General features: G+C 46.0%; 14 protein-coding genes. 10 read left to right on the forward strand and 4 right to left on the reverse strand.

Translation table 11 applies throughout. From position 1 onward, the window contains the following. Nucleotides 1–123 precede the first annotated feature (123 nt). Nucleotides 124–2,622, reverse strand: a complete 2,499-nt coding sequence (gene topA / locus THMIRH_RS10235) for a type I DNA topoisomerase (protein ID WP_173291992.1) — start codon at nt 2,620–2,622, stop codon at nt 124–126. Nucleotides 2,623–2,869: 247 nt separating this feature from the next. On the opposite strand from topA, the gene THMIRH_RS10240 reads away from it, so the two are divergent. Beyond that, nucleotides 2,870–3,790, forward strand: coding sequence for a response regulator (locus THMIRH_RS10240; protein ID WP_173291993.1), 921 nt, complete (start codon nt 2,870–2,872; stop codon nt 3,788–3,790). Between the two features lie 8 nt (nt 3,791–3,798). Here the strand turns inward: THMIRH_RS10240 and dprA are convergent, their stop codons facing one another. Continuing rightward, nucleotides 3,799–4,920, reverse strand: a complete 1,122-nt coding sequence (gene dprA / locus THMIRH_RS10245) for a DNA-processing protein DprA (protein ID WP_243831444.1) — start codon at nt 4,918–4,920, stop codon at nt 3,799–3,801. 68 nt (nt 4,921–4,988) lie between these two features. On the opposite strand from dprA, the gene def reads away from it, so the two are divergent. Genes def through THMIRH_RS10290 form a run of 9 tightly spaced genes read left to right on the forward strand, consistent with a single transcriptional unit; the run spans nt 4,989 to nt 15,629 of the window. Then, complete coding sequence (def, locus tag THMIRH_RS10250) at nt 4,989–5,501, forward strand: peptide deformylase (RefSeq protein WP_173291994.1); 513 nt, start codon at nt 4,989–4,991, stop codon at nt 5,499–5,501. Next, nucleotides 5,498–6,451, forward strand: a complete 954-nt coding sequence (gene fmt, locus THMIRH_RS10255) for a methionyl-tRNA formyltransferase (protein WP_173291995.1) — start codon at nt 5,498–5,500, stop codon at nt 6,449–6,451. Before def ends, fmt begins: the two co-directional genes overlap by 4 nt. A 12-nt stretch (nt 6,452–6,463) precedes the next feature. Continuing rightward, nucleotides 6,464–7,810: a 16S rRNA (cytosine(967)-C(5))-methyltransferase RsmB gene (gene rsmB, locus THMIRH_RS10260; protein WP_173291996.1), complete on the forward strand. Its 1,347-nt coding sequence runs from the start codon at nt 6,464–6,466 to the stop codon at nt 7,808–7,810. Between the two features lie 2 nt (nt 7,811–7,812). Beyond that, nucleotides 7,813–8,475 carry a DUF4390 domain-containing protein gene (locus THMIRH_RS10265; RefSeq protein ID WP_173291997.1) on the forward strand — a complete coding sequence of 221 codons (663 nt, stop codon included), beginning with the start codon at nt 7,813–7,815 and terminating at the stop codon, nt 8,473–8,475. Between the two features lie 53 nt (nt 8,476–8,528). Next, nucleotides 8,529–10,703: a sensor histidine kinase gene (locus THMIRH_RS10270; RefSeq protein ID WP_173291998.1), complete on the forward strand. Its 2,175-nt coding sequence runs from the start codon at nt 8,529–8,531 to the stop codon at nt 10,701–10,703. A 25-nt stretch (nt 10,704–10,728) separates the two neighbouring features. Next, nucleotides 10,729–12,090 carry a sigma-54-dependent transcriptional regulator gene (locus tag THMIRH_RS10275; RefSeq protein WP_173291999.1) on the forward strand — a complete coding sequence of 454 codons (1,362 nt, stop codon included), beginning with the start codon at nt 10,729–10,731 and terminating at the stop codon, nt 12,088–12,090. 53 nt (nt 12,091–12,143) lie between these two features. Further along, a complete protein-coding gene (gene trkA, locus THMIRH_RS10280) occupies nt 12,144–13,541 on the forward strand; it encodes a Trk system potassium transporter TrkA (RefSeq protein ID WP_173292000.1) in 1,398 nt (465 codons plus the stop codon). 36 nt (nt 13,542–13,577) lie between these two features. Next, entirely contained in the window at nt 13,578–15,029 is a 1,452-nt protein-coding gene (locus THMIRH_RS10285; protein WP_173292001.1) for a TrkH family potassium uptake protein, read from the forward strand. Next, nucleotides 15,030–15,629 carry a class I SAM-dependent methyltransferase gene (locus THMIRH_RS10290; RefSeq protein ID WP_173292002.1) on the forward strand — a complete coding sequence of 200 codons (600 nt, stop codon included), beginning with the start codon at nt 15,030–15,032 and terminating at the stop codon, nt 15,627–15,629. Here THMIRH_RS10290 and THMIRH_RS10295 read toward each other — a convergent pair. Next, on the reverse strand, nt 15,626–16,024 hold the full coding sequence (locus tag THMIRH_RS10295) for a type II toxin-antitoxin system VapC family toxin (protein ID WP_173292003.1): 399 nt from the start codon (nt 16,022–16,024) through the stop codon (nt 15,626–15,628). The two genes, THMIRH_RS10290 and THMIRH_RS10295, sit on opposite strands and share 4 nt — an antisense overlap. Before the next feature lie 2 nt (nt 16,025–16,026). Further along, nucleotides 16,027–16,272, reverse strand: a complete 246-nt coding sequence (locus tag THMIRH_RS10300) for a type II toxin-antitoxin system Phd/YefM family antitoxin (RefSeq protein ID WP_173292004.1) — start codon at nt 16,270–16,272, stop codon at nt 16,027–16,029. Between the last annotated feature and the right edge of the window lie 53 nt (nt 16,273–16,325).

Here is a 16,325-nt window from a genome sequence, read left to right on the forward strand (position 1 = left end):
CTTTCAGACAAACCTAAGAAATGGGTAGATTTGCCCCTAAAAATAACCAGGCCTGGTTATTTTTAGAGGCGATTTAGCGATATTTAGAGGCAGGATGCGTGCCGCCTAACGGCCGACAGCCTGCTAGGTGCTGGCTTTTTTGGCGGGCGCTTTTTTAGCTGCTGCCGGTTTTTTAGCCGGGGCTTTTTTGGCCGGAGTTTTTTTGACGGGTGCTTTTTCAGGCGTTGTTTCCGCTTTTTTCGCTGGCGCTTTTTTGGCGCCTGCTCGACCACGCTTTTTAGGCTCTGGCGCTTCTTCTAAGCGTTTTACACACTCTTCAAAAGTCAGCTCCATTGGGTCTTCGGTTTTGGCAATTTTGGCATTTTTCTTGGTGACCGTGTCGGCAATATAAGGCCCCCAACGGCCTTTTAAAATTGACACATCGGACCCTGGGAAAACCCGCACAATCTTTTCAGCATCGGCAACGATTTTGGCCTCAATCAGCATTACCGACTCTTCCAGCGTAATCGCTAAAGGACTGTAACCCTTGATGGGCGCGTACACTTTTGGGCCATATTCCAAATAAGGTCCAAAAGGCCCTTGCTTGGCGATGATGTCTTGGCCTTTTTCTGCTTTAAAGAGCGTGCCATCGACCGCAGTGGCTTCAAAGGTTTCAGGCATTTGCCCCACCAAACGCGGCAATTTAAACAGCTCTAAGGCTTCTTCTAGCTTGAGCGTATCCATTTTTTGGCCGGGCATCAAACTGGCAAACACCGGTTTCTCGTCATTCTCCCCATCACCCAACTGCACATAAGGCCCGAAGCGGCCAATTTTGACAAACATGGGCTTGCCGGTTTTGGGGTCATTGCCTAAAGGGCGAGCTTGCCCGGCATCTTCTCGCGAGACATCTTCTGCGGCTAAAACTTTGGGGTGAAACTTTTGATAAAAATTATCTAACATCCCTTGCCAAGTGACCTTGCCCTTAGCAATTTCATCAAACTCGCTTTCCACCTTGGCGGTAAAAGAGTAATCCAATATATCGCCAAAATGCGCCACTAAAAATTTGGTCACTATGCCCGCAATATCGGTTGGGAAGAGTTTATTTTTTTCTGTGCCAGCCATTTCGGTAAGGGTTTGAGTTTGCACACCCTGTGCATTTAATGTGAGTTGTCGATACTCACGCGGCGTACCTTCGCGGTCTTCTTTTACCACATAACCACGCTGTTGAACCGTATCAATGGTTGGCGCATAGGTGGATGGACGACCTATCCCCATTTCTTCTAGGGTGCGCACCAATGCAGCTTCGTTGTATCTAGCAGGCGGACGCGAAAAACTTTGGCGCGATACCAGCTCACCCAAAGCTAAGGGCTGACCAATATGCATGGGGGGTAACAAACCACCCTCTTCATCATCGGTATCCAAATTATAAACTTTCAAGAAACCGTCAAACACCACCACTTCGCCTTTGGCAGTCAACTTATCACCTGGTAAGGTATCAATGGCAATATCCACCGTGGTACGCTTTAACTGTGCTTCTGCCATCTGTGAGGCAATAGCACGGCGCCAAATCAATTGATACAGGCGTTGTTCGTTGCGTTCGCCCATGACTTCAGACACGCCAAAATCGGTTGGACGAATCGCTTCATGCGCTTCTTGCGCATCGGCTTGTTTGGTTTTGTAACGACGCGTTAGGCTGTATTGAGGGCCATAATCTTGCGTAATCACCTGCTTGGCTTGCGCCAACGCAACTTCAGACAAGTTCACCGAGTCGGTTCTCATGTAGGTGATTTTTCCAGACTCATACAAACGCTGCGCAATCACCATGGTTTGCTTAACAGAGAAGCCTAATTTTGAAGAGGCTTCTTGCTGCAAGGTTGAGGTGGTAAAGGGGGCTTTAGGCGATTTTTTGGCGGGCTTTTCTTCTAAACTTTGCACCGTTAAACGGGCGCTAGAAGTTGCCTGTAAAAACGCCATGGCCTCAGCTTCTGAGTCGAATGCGGCGGTGCGTTTCACCTGTAATTGACCACAGGGTTTGCCTTGGGCATCCAGTAAATCCAAAACACCTTGTAATCGATACACAAAGTCTGACTGGAAGGCTTCAATTTCAAGCTCACGCTCGACAATTAAACGCACCGCCACCGATTGAACTCGGCCCGCAGATAAACCAGTACGAATTTTTTTCCATAACACGGGTGATAACTCAAACCCCACAATACGGTCTAATAAACGACGCGCTTGCTGGGCTTCCACCAAATCCATGTCCACGGTTCTGGGCGAAGCAATCGCCGCTTGAATCGCAGGCTTGGTAATTTCATGAAACACAATTCGCTTGGTGGTTTTTACATCTAAGTTTAAGGCTTCCGCTAGGTGCCAAGCAATGGCTTCCCCTTCGCGGTCCTCGTCCGTTGCCAGCCAAACCGTGTCAGCTGCCTTGCTGAGTTTGCGTAATTCGGTGACGGTTTTCTTTTTATCGGGCGAAATCTCGTAGGTGGGTTCAAAGCCATTGGCTAAATCAATCCCCATTCCTTTCTTTTGAATATCTCGAATATGTCCATAACTGGAACGCACGGTAAAATCGGCACCCAAATATTTCTCGATGGTTTTGGCTTTCGCCGGCGATTCTACAATTACTAAATTTGTCATGACCAAAGGATCTCATAATTTTTTGATTCAACACATTTTAATGCGCTTGAATACAAAATCTGCAAGTGAAAAAACACTTTTATTTATGTGCAATTAGGGTTTATTATTCTATTTATGAAAGACTTTACAGTCTTCTAATCATTTTTACTATATGAAAGATTGCAAAAAAAAACGCCAAATTGCAATCATTTCTTTTACATTCACTCAAATAGACCTTTTAAAAGGTTTGCTTAAAGACGGGAAGCCCTTGAAACATTACAACCTCTTATTGATCGATGATGACCTAATCAGCCTTGAATTAATGAGCACTTTCTTAGACACAGAAAACTTTCATTTATTTACAGCGCCCGATGGTCAAGCCGCTTATGATTTAATCATGCAAAAATCGCCTGGATTTTTCAGCTGCATCGTGTCGGATGTTTCTATGCCCAACTTAGATGGGATTGGCTTGCTCAAGCGCATTAAAGAGGATGAAAACCGTAAAGTATTGCCCTTTATTCTGCAAACCTCAGACCGCAACCCTGAAAACATCAAAAAAACCTTAGAGCTGGGGGCTTTCTATTACCTCATCAAACCCATCACGCGCGAAACCCTAAAATCGGTTGTCAATGCCGCGCTGAAAGATTATGAAAACCACCTAGAAACGCACAACACCGTTCAGCACTTAATGCGCATTATGCCGCTGATGCAGGCGGCTACCTTTCATTACAAAACCTTGGACGAGGCCAAAAGCTTATCGAGCCTGTTAGCCTTAATGACCCACGACCCCAAAAATATTTCTATCGGTTTATTTGAAATTTTTGCCAATGCCGTTGAGCATGGAAACTTGGGTATTACCTACGATGAAAAAACCGCGCTGATTAACCAAAATCAACTCAATGCCGATATTCAACGCCGTTTGTCTTTGCCAGAATACCGCGACAAGTTTGTCACAGTGAATGTCAGCATGGAAAACCACAAATTGCAGGTCACCGTCACCGACATGGGTAATGGGTTTGATTTTGAAAAATACCTAGAATTCTCGATAGACCGTATTATGGACAACCACGGACGCGGCATCATGATGGCGAAAAGCTTAAGTTTTGATGAGTTGATTTACAGTAATGGCGGGCGCACCGTCAGCTGCTGGGTGCATCCGCCCGTTAATTCCGCTGAAAAGGTGGATTAAACGCCCAACTAACTCAAGCGGCGCCAGCGCCCAGCAGACAAGGCCTCAACCTCGCCTAACACCTCTAACTGCATCAGTTGGCTTTGTATCTCTGAAACCGGCATTTTACTTAAGACCACCAATTCATCCAACCCTATTGGGTCGTATTCAATCCAGTTGAGTACGGCTAAATTCGATTTAGGATTCACCCTGGTTTTCTCAGAAAACTTGGCCGCTGCACTTGGCTCATTTTCGGTGATCGACAATTGCACCAAAGCCGCCAACTCCTCCAAAACATCTTGACCACTTTCGACCAATTTAGCGCCTTGTTTAATCAGTTGATGACAACCTTTGGCGTGCGGATTATTAATGGCACCGGGCACGGCAAATACCTCTCGACCCTGCTCCATCGCCAAACGCGCGGTAATGAGCGAGCCACTTTGCAAAGCCGCTTCCACCACCAAAACGCCAGTACTCAAGCCCGAAATAATACGGTTACGCTGCGGAAAATGATGCGCCAAAGGGCCAGCCCCCAACGGATACTCCGACACCAAAACGCCCTGTTCGGCAATTTGGCGCGCTAACTGTCGATTGGAAGCAGGATACACCCTGTCCAACCCTGTACCCACCACCGCCACCGTTGACCCCTGCCCCAATAAGCCACCTTGATGTGCCGCCGCATCGATTCCCGATGCCAAACCAGAGGTAATGGTTAAGCCCACAGAAGACAAATAGTGCGCAAAATCCTTAGCCGTTTCCACGCCCAAGCGTGACGCATGACGACTGCCCACCAACGCAATTTGCGGGTCTTTTAATAAGCCCAACTGCCCTTTCACATAGAGCAAAATGGGCGCGTCGATTAAGTCTTTGAGCAAATGCGGATAAGCTTCATCTCGCATGCCCAATAAAGTGTGTTCGCTGGCTTGTTCTTGCCAAGCCAACGCAGCTTCAATAAGTGCTGGCAAACCGCTATCAAACAACTTTGCCGCTTGGATTTTGGTCAGCAATCCTGTGCCTTGCCAATCGCCTTCTTGGGCAGACCTTGCCTCTGCCAGCGACCCAAAGTAGCTTTCAATCTCTAGCAACTTTGCCGCTTTTAAACCCGCAAAATGGAACGGCAGCAGTGTTTCTATTTCAGACAGATGTGACACAATTCGCTATAATCCTAAGCTTATAAAATTTTTACCATTTGAAAAGTATAGCTGAGCCTTAGAAAAATATGGAAAAACTCGACATTGTTCTTTACCCAGACAGCGGCTTAAGAGAGGTTTGTAAACCCATTGCCGAAATGAACGACCGCATTGACCGCCTAATTGACGATATGTTTTACACCATGTACGACGCCCCCGGCATTGGATTGGCTGCACCGCAAATTGCTGTGCAAGAACGCTTGATTGTGGTGGATGTGTCTGAGAAAAAGAACGAGCCTCTGGCCTTATTAAACCCAGAAATCATTCGCTCGGCAGGCAAAATCACCTGGGAAGAAGGCTGTTTGTCTTTGCCCGGTATTTACGCCAATGTGAATCGCCCCTCCGACATCATTGTGCGCGGCATGAACCGTGATGGCAAAATGATTGAACTGGAAGCCAATGATTTGCTGGCAGTGTGCATTCAGCATGAAATTGATCATTTGAATGGTAAATTGTTTGTTGACCATTTATCAGGACTTAAGCGCATGCGTGCGCTGCAAAAATTTAAAAAACTGCAAGAAGAAGGCGACCTAGACGAATGACCAGCCCCGCGCCCCTTAGAATTATTTTTGCCGGAACACCAGAGTTTTCGGTGGCGCCGTTGCAAGCACTACTCGACAGCCCACATGAAGTCATCGCGGTTTACACCCAACCCGACAGACCTGCTGGTCGTGGCCGTAAACTGACCGCCAGCCCGGTTAAAGCCTTGGCGCTGCAACACAACCTGCCAGTTTATCAACCAGAAACCCTGCGCGATGGGGCTGCCCAAGCAGAATTAGCAGCCCTCAATGCTGACCTAATGGTGGTGGTAGCTTATGGTTTGATTTTGCCGAAAGTGGTTTTAGACATGCCCAAATATGGTTGCTTTAATATTCACGCTTCAATCCTGCCGCGTTGGCGCGGGGCGGCACCGATACAACGCGCCATTGAAGCTGGCGACCCTGAAACCGGTGTCACCATTATGCAAATGGATGTTGGCTTAGATACGGGCGATATGCTGTGCGTATTACCAACCGAAATCACCCCGCAAGACACTGCACAAACCTTACATGACCGTTTAAGTGTTTTGGGTTGCACAGCACTGCTCAAAACTTTAGAAGAGCTTCAAGCCGGCCAACTCACCCCCATCAAACAAGACGAAGACCTAGTGACCTATGCACACAAAATGAGCAAAGAAGAAGCCTTGCTTGATTGGACGCAGGATGCCACTACCCTTGTGCGCAAGATTCAAGCCTTCAATCCCTGGCCAGTTGCCTTTACCCAATATCAAGAACAACCCTTGCGCATTTGGCAGGCTGAAATCGTGCAAAACAGTGAAAAAACCCCACAAAAACAACCAGGCCTGGTCATTTCTGTGGCCAAAAATGGCATTGAGGTGGCTTGTGGAAACGGCAGTTTGCGCTTGTTAAGCGTGCAACCCACGGGGAAAAAAGCCATGCCGGCTTATGACTTTGCGCAAGCCCGTGCGCTCTTGAATGAACAACTCGGTTAAACACACTTAAAGATGAATCACGCCAGCAACGCTCCCAAAACCAAATCCCAAAATCCGCGACTCGTTGCCCTCAGAATTTGTTTGGCAGTGGTGCAAAACGGTCGCTCCTTAAGCCAAGCGCTCGGCGAGGGTTTAGCGGTTTTAACCGATCGTCGCGATCGAGGGTTTGCACAAAACTTGGTACTGGGCACTTTGCGCTGGCAGCTGCGCTTAGAAGCGATTCGCGACCAATTACTCAGCAAGCCCCTCAAAGCCAAAGACGAAGATGTTAACCAATTGATTTTATTGGGTTTATATCAACTGATTTATTTAGACACGCCACAACACGCCGCGGTGTCTGAAACCGTGGCGCTGACCGCTGCGCTCAAAAAACCTTGGGCCAAGGCGTTGTTGAATGGTCTATTGCGCAATTTTATTCGTGACGCTGAAAGCCTTTTTGCAGCCGTGGATGTTAAGCCCGCTTTTGCCTATTCGCATCCGCAATGGTTTACCAAAAAAATTCGTGAAGCCTATCCCAATGATTGGCAATCCATCTTAACTGCCAACAATGAACCTGCGCCCTTAACGCTACGCATCAACCCTTTAGTTCAGTCACGAGAGTCGTTTTTAGCCAGCTTACACGCAGAACACCCAGAGTTAAATGCGCTAGCGCATCCCTTTAGTGCGCAAGGTATTTTGCTAGAACAGAGCACCGATGTCAGCCAACTGCCCTACTTTGAGCAAGGTGGATTCAGCGTGCAAGATGGCGCAGCACAACAAGCTGGTTATTTGCTTAACCCTCAAGCCGGTGAGCGCATTTTAGATGCCTGCGCCGCACCGGGTGGCAAAACCACACATTTGGGCGAGTTGTCTAATAATCAAGCCCGCATTTTTGCACTCGAAAAAGAACCCGAACGCTTGGAACGCCTCCAAGAAAATCTGGCGCGTCTTGGCATAACAGCCACGGCACAAACCGGAGATGCGTCTTTGCCAGACACTTGGTGGGATGGTGAATTGTTCGACAAAATCCTACTCGATGCGCCTTGTTCTGCCACAGGTATTATTCGGCGTCATCCGGATATTAAATGGCACCGCACCCCTGAAGACATTAGCGCCTTAACCCAACTGCAAGCCAATATTCTGGCGGCTCTTTGGCCATTGTTGAAACCTGGCGGTCAAATGCTGTATGCCACCTGCTCGGTGTTGCCTGACGAAAATACTGAACAAATGCAGTCTTTTTTAGCCAAAGAACCCAGTGCTTCGCAAGTTCCCATGACTCAAAATTGGGGCAGAGGCGATGCGCAACATCCTGGCAAACAAATTTTACCGGGCGAAGCCGGCATGGATGGGTTTTATTATTGTCTGCTGCAAAAGTCTTAAGCATGATGACCCCGCCCTCACGTTCGTTTTTAAATTGGCCACTGGGGTTACTGTTTTGGGTCTTGAGTCTGACACTTGGCTCTGTCAGCCATGCCAACAGCGACCTTTTTAACCTACCTGCTCCGTCCCCCAGTCCGCAAAAATTACTACAGGCCAAAGCGGTCATCAATTATGTGTCGGATTATCAAGAAGACCAGCAATTGTTTATGGATGCGCAAGCCAATATCGAATTGTCTGCTGAAATGGCTGAAGCCCTGCTCCACGAAATACCGCTTAACTTTAAAACCGAAATTGTATTGTCTGAGAAATCTAATTTTTTAGGGCTGGCGCTGTTTAACAGCTTTAAAAACATTGAGTATGAAACCGAGCTGCGCTACTTTGGCTACACCCAAACTTACATTTTGACCAATAAACGCAATAAACAAAACCGCACTTTCAAAACCTTAAAAGAAGCCCTTTATACCCTAAGTGTGCTCTATAACTTCCCCATTACTGAGTTATCCAGACTGCATCCCTCGAATGCTTATCAACTCAAATTACGGCTATCGCTCATGCCCGATAAATTGCCCGCCCCCCTCATTTTAAAAGGCTATTTTAGCGACGCCTGGCAACTAGACACCCAATGGCATAAGATAGAGATACATTCCCCCTTGAGTTGGTATTAAGGGTTACAAAATCAGTTAAGTTCAAAAAATAACAAGATAAAGCAAGGCAAAACATGGCAGGCTCACTGAACAAGCGACAATTTATCAAACAGTATGGCTGGCTCTTAGCCTTGTCGAGTATTCTGCTGATGTTGTTGGTGGTGATGAGCCATATTCTACAAAATGCCTCTGAATTTGCCGAGTTTTATACCTGGTTATTGTTGCTGTCTTTTGTTGGGGTCGCCACCTTAACGGGCTTTTTAATCAAAACCCTCTACCAGCTGTATCTGCAACAAAAAGAAAATGTTCCGGGTATTAAACTCACCATCAAACTGACCAGTATTTTGTCTTTGGTGGTGGGTATTCCAATTGCCATTATCTATTATTTTGCGGTCAGTTTTATTCATCAAGGCATCGACCAGTGGTTTGATGTTAAAACCGAACAAGCCTTGCGCAGTGCGGTTGAACTGGTTAAATCGACTCAGGACGATCAAGTCCGAAACCACCTAAACAATGTTTTTAGCCAAGCGATTTCTTTAACGCCGGCACTCATTTCAGATCCCATCTCAGCGATAGATAAACTACGCAGTCAACTCAATGCCCAAGAGGCCTCGCTTTACAGCAAAAATGGTCAGCTGGTTGCCTACAGCACCTTGTTTTCAGTTAATATTTTACCCTCGCAACCGTCTAAATCTTTATTCCAACAATTACGCCAACAGCGCACCTATGCCGCTTTAGAAGTGTCGCCTGGCGTAGAAAAAGCGCATCAAGTGATTCGAATTCTGGTCCCCATTAATGACAATCAAATGCAGGTGGAATATACCTTACAGGTGATTTTTCCCATCCAAGACAATATCACACGCTTGGCTAATGAAGTGCGCATTGCGTCTGGGCAATATCAAGAACTGTCCTATCTAAAAGGCCCGTTAAAAACCAGTTTCATTCTCATCTTATCCATGGTGTTATTGCTCACTTTGGTGACCGCCGTGTTGTTTACCATTCAAACCATTCAAAACATGGCGCATCCCATTCGCGTTTTGGCCAAAGGAACCCAAGCCGTTATGGATGGCGACTATACCGTGGCCATGCCCATTGAAACCCAAGATGAATTTGGGCAACTGATTCAATCTTTCAATAAAATGACGCAGCAGATTGCCAAAGCGCGAAATGACATTAAATTTGGGCATCAACAAACAGAAGTCCAAAAACTCTATCTGCAAACCATCATTAAAACCCTCAAAAGTGGCGTACTCACCTTTAATGCCAACCGTCACTTTAAAACCGCTAATGATGCGGCCAATGATATACTCAATGTCAATTTTCATAAACACCTAGGGAAACCCTTGCAAGAGGTTTTACTGCTGCCAGAGTTCGAGCACCTCCATCCTGTTTATGAGCAAATTTTTGAATTTTTTAAACAACAACCCAACTGGAATCATCAACTCACTTTTGACTGTATTCAGGGGCAAAAAATTCTATTGATACACGGCTCAACCCTACCCAGCCTAGACCAAGATGCCGGCGGTTATGTTGTGGTGATAGAAGACATCACCCAAATCGTGCAGGCGCAATTGCATGCTGCTTGGAGTGATGTGGCGCAACGCTTGGCACATGAAATCAAAAATCCGTTGACGCCCATTCAATTATCCGCCGAACGCCTTAATTACAAATTGAGCAGCAAGCTCGAAGGCGATGACAAAGACTTACTCAGTCGCATGACCCACACCATTACAGAACAGGTGGATGCCATGAAAAATTTGGTGCAAGCCTTTACCGAATATGCCGACACCCCAGAAATTAACCTGCGTAAAATGAACATTAACACCCTCATTGAAGACATTGTTGGCATGTACCGTGACCCGCAAGCCAACTGGTATATTACCTGCGAATTGGATGAAACTTTTCCAACCATCCAAGCGGATTCTGCAAAATTACGCCAACTGTTACACAATTTAGTGAAAAACGCACTTGAAGCCTGTGAAAATCAAACCGACACTCTAATTACCATCAGCACCCTTAACCAACCCAAAGAACACCAGCTATTGCTGAGCATTTGCGATAATGGACCGGGCATTCCGGCGGAAGCCAAAAACTGGATTTTTGAACCCTATGCCACTAATAAACCCAAAGGGACTGGCTTAGGTCTTGCCATCGTCAAGAAAATTGTCGATGAACATCAAGGCACCATTCGTGTAGAAACTGCACCGACTGGCGGCACTTGTTTTATAATCACGCTCAAAACCCCTTAAGCGCGCAATCCACAAGAGAGCACTGATGAAGCCAGGCAAAATTCTGATCATTGACGATGAAAAAGACATTCGTAACCTGATGCAAGAAATCTTTGAAGAAGAAGGTTATCAGGTGCATCTAGCGGCCAATGGACAACAGGCTCGCCAAGCTTGGCAAGAGCATCCTGCAGACCTGATTTTTTTAGATATTTGGATGCCTGATGTCGACGGCGTGAGCTTACTCAAAGAAATGCGTGATAGCGGGATATTAACGCATTCCAGCGTGATTATGATGTCGGGTCACGGCACCATCGAAACCGCCATCGAAGCCACCAAACTGGGGGCCTACGACTTCTTAGAAAAACCCCTTTCACTCGGCAAACTGCTGGTCACCGCCGAACGCGCCCTGCAACACCTGCAACTAGACCAAGAAAACAAACACCTCAAACAAAAACTTCCCGAACAACTGTTACCCATCGGTAAAAGCAAGGTGGTGCAAAACCTGCGCGATACCATCGAGCGCCTAAGTAAGTTCACCATGCCATTACTCATCACCGGTGAGTCTGGGGTCGGAAAACACCACATTGCCGAAGCGATTCATAAAATCAGCGAGCGCAAAACGCGTCGTTTTTATAAATTGAACGCCTTAGATTTTGATGAGCAAGAGCGTTTTATTCTGGGTGAAAAAACGCCTGAGGGCAAAATCCAACAAGGTGAGCTGGCTTTGGTGGATGGCGGAACCCTAATGATTTCCGATATTGAAACCCTTAGCGAGCGTGGCCAGCAGTTTTTGTTTCAACTCCTCACCCAAAAATCTTACTTCAGATTGCAATGTGACCATCCGAGTCCTTTAGATGTCAGAGTCATTGCCTTATCTAAGACAGGGTTGGATGATGTAGTTTCTGAAGGGGAATTTCGTGAGGATCTGGCGCAAAAATTGTCGGTGATGCCCATTTTTATTCCTGCTTTGCGCCAGCACACTGAAGATGTGCCAGAATTGGTTGAGTATTTTTTAGATTATTTTTTAACCCATGAAGGACTCAACTATCGAGAGTTTCCGTTATCGGTTAAAAATATCCTGCGTCAATATAGCTGGCCGGGCAATTTTAGAGAACTTAAAAACCTGATACAACGCCTGCTGATTATGGGCACCGGCATGGTAAATGAAGCAGAAATCAAACAAGCGCTCGAAAATGCCAAGCCCCATGAAACCACGCCAGCCAATATTGTGGATACTTCGCTGAACCTTAAGCAAGCCAAAGAGCATTTTGAGGCCGCTTATCTGGGGCAATTATTACGAGAAACCGGCGGCAATGTGACAGAAACCGCTCGGCGTTCTGGTGTGGAACGCACCAATCTCTATCGCAAATTAAAAAGCTTGGGGTTAGATCCTAAAAACCCCAAATAAGAACCAAATAAAACCTTGATATCAAGTAAAAATAGCTGTTTTAAAGGCAAACTATGAACATTATCATTCTCGGCGCAGGTCAAGTCGGCACATCTATCGCAGAATTGTTGGCCATTGAAAACAACGATGTCACAGTGGTTGACTTAGACAACACCAGCTTACAAAAGCTGCAAGACCGTTTAGACATACGCACCATCTTAGGTCATGCCTCTGACCCTGATGTTTTAGAGCGCGCCGGTTTGGAATATGCCGATATGTTGATAGCCGCCACCCAAAACGATGACACCAACATAGTCGCCTGCCAGCTGGCGCACATTATGCATAAAACCCCCACCAAAATTGCCCGCGTGCGTTCCAAGAGCTACTTAAATCACCCTGAATTGTTTGACCGAAATCTCAACAGCAATGCCATTCCCATCAATGTCCTCATCAGCCCCGAAGTACTGATTAAAGACTACATTATGCAGCTCATTGAATATCCAGGCGCTTTGCAGGTGGTGGACTTTGCAGAAGGCAAAGTGCGTTTGGTCGCGATTCGTGCTCACGCCGGTGGACTTTTGGTTGGCAAGAAAATTTCAGAAATCAAAAACTACCTGCCCTTTAATGTCAAAACTCGCATTGTGGCCATTTATCGACATGACGAGGTGGTTTTACCTAACGGTGAAGCCATGATTCGCGCCGGTGATGAAGTGTTCTTTTTGGCCAAATCAACCGACATTCAGCCCATTGTGCAAGAACTGCGCCGCCAAAAAATGAAACCCTCTCGCAATATCATGATTGCCGGTGGCGGTAATATTGGGTTTAATCTGGCTAAAGATTTGGAACAACTTCACAATGTTAAAATCATTGACCGCAACATTCATCAAGCGCGGTACTTGGCAGAATCTTTAGAAAATAGCATCGTTATTCAGGGCGATGTGTCTGACAAAAACTTGCTGATTGAAGAAAATATTGATGAGATCGACTTGTTTGTGGCCATTACGAATTCTGACGAAGCCAACATCATTTCAGGGATGCTCGCCAAAAAACTCGGCGTGCACCGCGTCATTGCGCTGGTAAATAACCAGTCCTATGTGGAATTAATTCAACTCAACTCAATTGATGTCGCCATCTCGGCCGACCAAATTACCACCAGCAATCTTTTACACTATATGCGCCAAGGCGATACCGTTAAAGCCTTTACCCTGCGCCGTGGCGCGGCAGAAGCCATGGAAGTGATCGTGCATGGCAGTGAAAATTCCTCACAACTCATTGGCAAAAAAATTGGCGAAATTGAGTGGCCAACCAGCATGACGCTAGGCTGTATTATTCGTGAAGAAGAAGTGCTGATGGCACATCGTGATTTGACCATTGAAGCTGAAGATCATGTGATTTTATTCATCAATGACCGAGAACAGGTCAGCGAAGTTGCCAAACTCTTCAGCCCAGAAGAAAAACGCAGTTGGTTTTAATCCATCCATGTATTCCATCTAAAGGTTCTTTAATTTATGCATGCCAGTATTATTTTTAAAGTGTTGGGCATACTCTTGATGGTGTTTAGCATCACCTTGATACCGCCTATTGCCATAGCCGCTTATTATCAAGATGGCGATACCATGGTGTTTGTCTCTACATTTTTTTGGCTATTGGTCGTGGGATTGTTCTTATGGTATCCCCTGCGTAAAGACAAACATGATTTAAAAATTCGAGATGGTTTTGTCATAGTGGTGATGTTTTGGACCGTACTGGGCTTTGTTGGGGCTATCCCCATGTACTTTGCGGAAGCCACCGAAATCAGCATTACCGATGCTATTTTTGAATCTTTCTCAGGGCTCACCACCACGGGCGCGACCATTTTTAGCCATCTAGATAACCTGCCGCATGGTTTGCTGTGGTATCGCCAACAACTGCAATGGTTAGGCGGTATGGGGATTATCGTTTTAGCGGTTGCCATTTTGCCTATGCTTGGAATCGGGGGAATGCAGCTTTACAAAGCCGAATCTCCCGGCCCGGTTAAAGACTCCAAACTGGCGCCTCGTATTTCTGAGACTGCAAAAGCGCTTTGGTACATTTATTTAGGCCTCACCTTAGCCTGTGCGCTGGCTTATAAAATGGCGGGCATGAATTGGTTTGATGCCTTCTCACACAGCTTTTCAACCGTGGCAATTGGCGGTTTTTCAACCCATGATGCCAGCATTGGTTATTTCAACAACAGCAACATTGAAATGGTTGCCATGTTCTTTATGTTTTTTGCGGGCATCAACTTTGCCCTACACTTTACCGCATTCCGCAAAGTCGACATCAGCCCTTATCGATTTGACCCAGAAGTTCGCGCCTATGCCACCATTTTATTAGCGGGCGGCTTGATTACCTCGCTCTATTTATACTCGCATGAAATTTATCTCGACATGTCAGACGCTCTAAGATATGGCTTTTTCCAAACACTTTCTTTTGGCACAACCACGGGGTTTGCCAATACCGACTTTAGCGTTTGGCCAGCTTTTATTCCTGTCATGCTCATTATGATGAGCTTCATCGGTGGCTCTGCAGGCTCAACCGCTGGTGGTATGAAAGTTATTCGAGTGATTTTGCTGTTTAAACAAGGCGCGCGTGAAATCAAAAGCTTATTGCACCCTAATGCTTTAATGCCCGTTAAACTCAACGGCAAGGTCATTCCCGAAAAAGTCATGACCGCCGTTTGGGGATTCTTCTCCCTCTATATCGTGCTGTTTGTTTTTATTCTGCTATTACTGATGGCGCTAGGAGTTGACCAAGTCACGGCCTTCTCAGCGGTGGCCGCCATGATCAACAACCTTGGCCCAGGACTTGGCGAAGTATCTGCCAACTATGCCACCTTGTCTGACCCCGTTAAATGGGTGCTCACCTTCACCATGCTACTTGGGCGTTTGGAGTTGTTTACCCTACTGGTTTTATTTACCCGTGCCTTCTGGAAAATTTAAATGACGCAGTCGCTGGCCCAAAAGTGGGATGACAAATACGCCAACCTAGACCCTAAACGCCCCGTTTTACCCTGCTGGCTGTTAAAACATCACTCTCGACGCTTGCCTCTAAAAGGCAAAGCATTAGATCTGGCGTGTGGTTTGGGAGGCAATGCACGCTTTATGGCGCAGTGTGGGCTGAGTGTTGAGGCCTGGGATATTTCGGACAATGCCTTAACCATTTTGAATAACTGGGCGGCGATTAATCGTCTAAAAATCAAACCCATGTTGTGCGACTTTGAGCAAATGTTGTTTCCATATCAGCAGTTTGATGTCATAGTGGTGAGTCGCTACCTCAATCGAGAGTTGTTTGCACAAATAGAAACCGCACTCAAACCCGGTGGCATGTTGTTCTATCAAACCTTTTTGAGCCCAGTGCAAGAAAACGCCCCACAAAACCCGAAATTTTACCTAAAACCCACCGAATTTAACCAGGCCTGGTCAAATTTAACCACCGAAATCTACGGTGAAGGCTGGTTAAAAGACACTCCAGACACTGAAGATGCAAGCATAAGCCAACATCGTTATGCGTGGTATGTAGGCAAAAAAGCATTACTTTAGTGGAGCAATCCTATTAAGCCATCTTGCAAATAAGCTGAAAAAGCACGATCCCTAGAAACCAGCGTCAATTGATTTTGTATCGCCGTGTGAATAATCATTCTGTCAAAAGGATCGTTGTGATATTTTGGCATTTGATGAATACTTGAGGCTATTTCGGCGTCTAAAGCCAGCACTTCTAAGCCCAACTTATTCGCCCAACCTGGCAACTCTTCTGGCAAAACCCCTGAAAAGCTAATTTTACCCAAACCATATTTCAATGAAAGTTCCCAAAAACTAACGCTAGAAATATAGACAGAATGTTGACGGTTTTGAATCAAAGATAGGGTTGCAGGAGAAATTTTTTCAGGGCTAAAAAGTAACCATAAGAAGATATGGGAATCAATCAATAACTTCATCATCACAGACCTAAAAAGGCTTCTTCTGTTATTTCAAAATCATCTGATAGTGCATAATTTGCCTTTCCTTGCAAAAGGCCAAGCGGTCTATCGGGCTTGTCCAATAAACTCGAATCATAAGGTATCAACATGGCAACTTTTTTGTGCTGTTTACCATACTCTATAACAACGCCTTCACCAGTTGCTTGAAGCCTTTCTAAGATGCTTGAAAACTCTGCTTTTAACTGCCCTACCTGTATGGACTGCATAACCTATTTCCTCTCTGTTGCAATAGAGGTTTAGTATTGAAGAAACTTGTCAA

It is taken from the genome of Thiosulfativibrio zosterae (assembly GCF_011398155.1).
Classification (GTDB): Bacteria; Pseudomonadota; Gammaproteobacteria; order Thiomicrospirales; family Thiomicrospiraceae; genus Thiosulfativibrio; species Thiosulfativibrio zosterae.